The 5,323-nt window shown below is 44.5% G+C and carries 5 protein-coding genes; 1 reads left to right on the top strand and 4 read right to left on the bottom strand.

Annotation, left to right across the window (positions count from 1 at the left end):
• Nucleotides 1-94 precede the first annotated feature (94 nt).
• The 4 genes from secD to IT392_12420 are packed head-to-tail and all read right to left on the bottom strand — an operon-like array spanning nt 95 to nt 4,840.
• A complete protein-coding gene (gene secD / locus IT392_12435; protein ID MCC6545283.1) occupies nt 95-1,696 on the bottom strand; it encodes a protein translocase subunit SecD in 1,602 nt (533 codons plus the stop codon).
• Nucleotides 1,693-2,013: a preprotein translocase subunit YajC gene (gene yajC, locus IT392_12430; GenBank protein MCC6545282.1), complete on the bottom strand. Its 321-nt coding sequence runs from the start codon at nt 2,011-2,013 to the stop codon at nt 1,693-1,695. Before yajC ends, secD begins: the two co-directional genes overlap by 4 nt.
• On the bottom strand, nt 2,013-3,137 hold the full coding sequence (tgt, locus tag IT392_12425) for a tRNA guanosine(34) transglycosylase Tgt (protein MCC6545281.1): 1,125 nt from the start codon (nt 3,135-3,137) through the stop codon (nt 2,013-2,015). The genes yajC and tgt overlap by 1 nt, the downstream gene beginning before the upstream one ends.
• Nucleotides 3,138-3,175: 38 nt before the next feature.
• Nucleotides 3,176-4,840: an arginine--tRNA ligase gene (locus IT392_12420; GenBank protein MCC6545280.1), complete on the bottom strand. Its 1,665-nt coding sequence runs from the start codon at nt 4,838-4,840 to the stop codon at nt 3,176-3,178.
• 210 nt (nt 4,841-5,050) lie between these two features.
• Between IT392_12420 and IT392_12415 the strand changes: the two genes are divergently transcribed.
• A complete protein-coding gene (locus IT392_12415) occupies nt 5,051-5,227 on the top strand; it encodes a hypothetical protein (protein MCC6545279.1) in 177 nt (58 codons plus the stop codon).
• Nucleotides 5,228-5,323 lie beyond the last annotated feature (96 nt).

Here is a 5,323-nt window from a genome sequence, read left to right as displayed (position 1 = left end):
TACAAATGCATACTTTCTAAACCCCATAAAGTCAATACTGGTCTGACCAATAAATTCCGTAAATTTCATATCGCCCCCTTAAACCATTCCTTTCTTATATACTCAACCTCTCCAGCCTCTTCCTGCTGTTTATAAAATCATAAATAACCTTTGTCCCGACCAGTGCCGTAAACAGATTAATCAGGATACCAAGACTGAGAGTAACGGCAAATCCTTTTATAGGACCGGTCCCAAACAGGAACAGGATAACGGCTGTGAGAAGGGTGGTTACATGTGAATCTACAATCGTTATAAAGGCCTTGTCATAACCAGAATCTATAGCCGACCGCACCGGTTTTCCCAACCGCAACTCCTCTCGTATACGCTCCAATATCAGCACGTTTGAATCCACACCCATACCAATAGTAAGAATTATTCCTGCAATACCAGGCAGAGTGAGGGTGGCATCCAGGGCTGCCAGCGCACCTACAAGTATAACGAGATTCAACAACATCGCAAAATCAGCGATAAGACCTGATAACTTGTAGTAGAAAATCATGAAAAGGACAACCAGGATACCTGCAATAATCGTTGCCTTTACCCCCTTCTCAATGGAATCCCTTCCAAGCGAGGGACCTACAGTGAGGTTCTGAATTATCTCAACGGGGGCAGGAAGTGCGCCGGCCCTCAGTACTATTGCAAGGTCCTGAGCCTCTTCCATCGTAAATTTTCCGCTTATCTGCGCCTTTCCTCCGCCAATCCTCTCCTGAATAACAGGGGCTGAATAGACATTGCCATCAAGCACAATAGCAAGCCTCTTCTTGACATTTTCTCCGGTAATCCTTTCAAATAATCTTGCGCCAACGCTATTAAAGGTCATTGACACATATGGCTCATTAAACTCTTTGTCAATATTAACCTGTGCATCTGATATTGCATCTCCAGTCATTAGCGCCCTGGATGTTACCAGATAAGGAACTGTCTGCTTTACCTGTTTTGTTACACGATCGATCTCTTTACCGTAGAGTAATTCATCCCCTTCAGGGACCTTGCCTGAAACAGCTCCCTGAAGATCACCGGCATCGTCAACCATCTTGAACTCAAGCAGTGCAGTTTTTCCTATCAGCTCTATTGCACGCTTTGGGTCTTTGATTCCGGCAAGCTGAACCAGTATCTGACTTTCCCCCTGACGCTGGATAAGCGGTTCATTGACCCCGAACTGGTCAATCCTGTTTCTGATTGTCTCAAGCGCCTGAGATACGGCCGAGTCCTTTATCCTTTTTACCTCAGAAGAAGAAAGAGAATAAACTATCTCGCCAGGTTGTTCCTTCTCAACAGAAAAGACAGGATAGAGCTTTTTTATTTCAGCAATTATTTCCTTGTCCTTTGTCGAATCCTCGAATTTGACTTTAAGACTTGATATGGTTTCTCCATGGCTTGATGAAACATTATTTATCTCCTTTTGTGTCAGGAGATTTACAATGTCATCTGCAACACGCTGAACATAATTTTCAACTGCCTTATCACCATTTACATTAAGTACAAGGTGAATGCCCCCCTGCAGGTCAAGTCCCAGTGTTATAGCCTTTGATGGGAACACTTTTTTCCAGACCGATGGCAAACCATCAAAAAATGGAAGAGACGGGAGAAAAAACAGGATTGCAAGGACAGTCGCTGCAACAAGTAATATTACCCTCCATTTGAGTGCCTTCTTCATGCTTCCTTCTCCTCTGTCCTTAACTCAGAAACAGAACCCTTCATCATCCTGATTTTAACGTTTGGGGCCACCTGTACGACAATGGCGTCCTTGTCTACGCTAACTATCGTGCCAATAATACCGGATGAAGTGACTACCCTGTCCCCGCTTTTCAAATCATTTAGCATGGCCTGATGCTTCTTACGCTGCTTTTGCTGCGGCATGATAACAAGAAAATAAAATATAGGGAAGATCAGTATAATCGGTAAAAATGACCAGAGTCCGCCGAGGGGTGAACCTGACGACTCACCGGCTGCAAAGGCCAGTGAAAATAACATTAACATTGTACCTCCTCCTTTCTGAAATTATAAAATCCCTCTCTAAGTTGAGACAATTTACCTGCCGTAATCGCATCTCTAATCTCCTGCATAAATCTCCCAAAGTAATGAAGATTGTGGATTGTATTGAGCCTTAAACCCAGTATTTCTCCAGACATAAAAAGATGTCTGAGATATGCCCTCGAATATTTGCTGCATGTATAACAGGTACAACCCTCCTCCACCGGAGACTCATCGTCCTTATAACTGGCATTTTTTATTATGATGTTCCCTCTTTTTGTGAAGAGATAACCCCTTCTGCCGTGCCTGGTCGGCACTACGCAATCAAACATATCTACTCCGCGGGCTACACCCTCAAGTATATCATCAGGGTGCCCAACACCCATCAGGTATCTTGGTTTGTCCCACGGAAGAAGCGGAGTTACCTGATCCAGGACAGTGTACATCATTTCCTTTGGCTCTCCAACACTAACGCCTCCAATTGCATATCCGTCAAAACCGGTTTCTATAAGCTCATTGGCACAATATTCCCTCAGTTCTTTGTAATAACCTCCCTGAACAACGCCGAATAGTCCTTTATCAGAGCTGTTAAACGCCTGCCTGGACCTCCGGGCCCATTGTACAGTAAGGTCTGTAGAGTCTTTTGCATATTCATAGGAAGACGGGTATGGAATACACTCGTCAAGACAAATAACGATATCTGAACCGATTATCTCCTGAATCTCTATCACCCCCTCAGGTGTAAACAGATGCTCAGAACCATCAAGCGGAGATCTGAATATTACACCATCTCCGGTTATCTTTCTCAGCTTTGCAAGACTAAATACCTGGTAACCGCCGCTGTCAGTAAGTATGGGGCCGTCCCACCCCATGAAATTATGAAGGCCGCCGAATTTTCTTATTACATCTGTACCAGGTCTGAGATAAAGATGAAATGTATTTCCAAGGATAACCTGCGCACCACTTTCACGCACCTCTTCCGGTGTAGTCCCCTTGACAGTCCCTGCTGTACCGACAGGCATGAAGGCAGGTGTATCAATTACCCCATGCGGGGTCGTAAGCCTGCCAAGCCTGGCTGATGTATTTGTGTCTTGCTTTAGTATCTCAAACTTCATATGCTTCATACTCATTGTTTCTTATATTCATACTCAATCTTGCCAGTCTACATTTTCTCAGGTGTACTAACACCTATGATAGTCAAACCGCTTTTCAGCACCTGCTTTACACCCTGCATCAGTATTAACCTTGCATCCGTGAGTCCTCTGTCATCTGTGATTACCCGGTGATGAAAATAATAATTATGAAGGGCAGCCGCCAGTTCCTGCAGATAAAAGGTAATCCTGTGAGGCTCCAGGGCCCGGGCGCTTGCCTCGATTAATTCGGGATACGAGGCTATGAGCCTGATCATTCTGATCTCCTCAGGCAGGATAAGCTGAGCAAGGTCGGTGTTGTCTACAGATGGCACTGGTATACCCCGCTCTTCTGCCTGCCTGAAGATGTTCACTATCCTCGCATGTGCATATTGTACGTAATAGACAGGGTTCTCTGAAGACTCCTTTTTGACAAGCTCTAAATCAAAGTCAAGGTGACTATCCGAGCGCCTTGTAAGGAACATGAATCTTGCAGCATCCTTCCCAACCTCATCAATCACCTCACGCAGTGTTACGAACTCACCCGAACGGGTAGACATTGATACAGGCGTACCCTCACGAAGCAGTGTAACAAACTGAACAAGCAGGATCTTTAGTCTCTCCGCCGGATTACCAAGGCACTGGACTACAGCCTTCATACGAGGTTCATACCCGTGATGATCTGCCCCCCAGATATCAACTATAAAATCAAACCCTCTTTCCATCTTGTTCTGATGATAGGCAATATCAGAGGCAAAATATGTCTTTTGTCCATTCGCTCTTACAACAACCCTGTCTTTGTCATCTCCAAACTGTGTGGTCCTAAGCCAGAGCGCGCCATCCTGCTCGAAGATGAAAGCCTTTTCCTTAAGCTGCTTTAGAATATCCTCAACTTCACCACTGTCATACAACTTTTTTTCCGAAAACCAGTCATCAAACAGAACACCAAAATCTTCAAGGTCTTTCCTGATCCCGTCAAGGATATTATTCTTTGCAAATTTCAGAAAGAATGAGACTGCCTCTTCTTCAGGTACTGAGAGATACCTGTCGTTTACCTCCGAAATAAGACATTTCGCAATATCAGTTATGTAGTCACCTTTATAACCATCATCCATGAAAGGGACCTCAGGATCAAACACCTGCCTGTATCTCAGCCAGGTTGAACGTCCCAGGGTTTCCATCTGCTTCCCTACGTCATTGATATAATACTCCTTCTGAACGTTGAAGCCGGCGCTCTTCAGGAGGTTGGAAAGAGAGTCTCCCAAAGCAGCCCCTCTTCCATGCCCGATGTGAAGAGGGCCTGTAGGATTGGCACTGACAAATTCAACCTGGACAGTTTTCCCTTTGCCGATCTCTGCAAGCCCGTAATTCTCTCCTTTATTAATAACAGTATTAAGAGCAGCCAGCCATGCGCCTGCTTTTAAGAAAAAGTTTATGTATCCTGGTCCTGCAATTTCAGTGCGTTCGATGATCCCCTCTTTGTCATCCATGCACCTGACGATCAACTCAGCAATGGTTCGTGGAGATTTCTTTTCAAGGGAGGCCATGCTCATGGCAATTGTAGTGGCAAAATCCCCATTTGACTCATCCTTTGGCACTTCAAGGATAAGATGCGGGACAGATTCAGCGCGTATAGCCCCGGATGTTATTGCACTGTCTATGGCTTGCTTTAAAATCTCTGTAAGTTTTCTTCGCATATGATAAGGCTTTACTGTATAATCCAAATTTGTTAGCATACTGCATTTAATGGTAAATTGCAAGGAAATGAAGCCCCTTTTATACAATATCGTACTGTCAATCAGCTCTGCTCTCCTGCTCACACTTTCGTTTCCCAAATACGACCTCTGGCCCCTTGCATGGGCTGGACTAATACCTCTTTTTTTTGTACTAAGGAGAAATAACAGGAAATGGAGCTTCATATGGTGCTGGTTGTCAGGGACACTATTCTACTCCTTTACAACAAACTGGATAACGCAGACCCTGAGTCAGTTTGGCGGGATGCCTTTTTGGCTGAGCTTTATGGTGCTTATTCTGCTATCCGTTTATCTCGGCCTATATACAGGACTATTCGGATATCTCATTAAATATATATCAGATAAAACATCTATTCCTATATCTGCAGCTGCCCCTTTTGTATGGGTCTCTCTTGAATTCCTAAAGGCCCACTTACTATCAGGTTT

It is taken from the genome of Nitrospirota bacterium (assembly GCA_020846775.1).
GTDB lineage: Bacteria > Nitrospirota > 9FT-COMBO-42-15 > HDB-SIOI813 > HDB-SIOI813 > RBG-16-43-11.
Note: the sequence above shows the minus strand (reverse complement) of the source record. Positions and strands in the feature narration are given on the sequence as shown.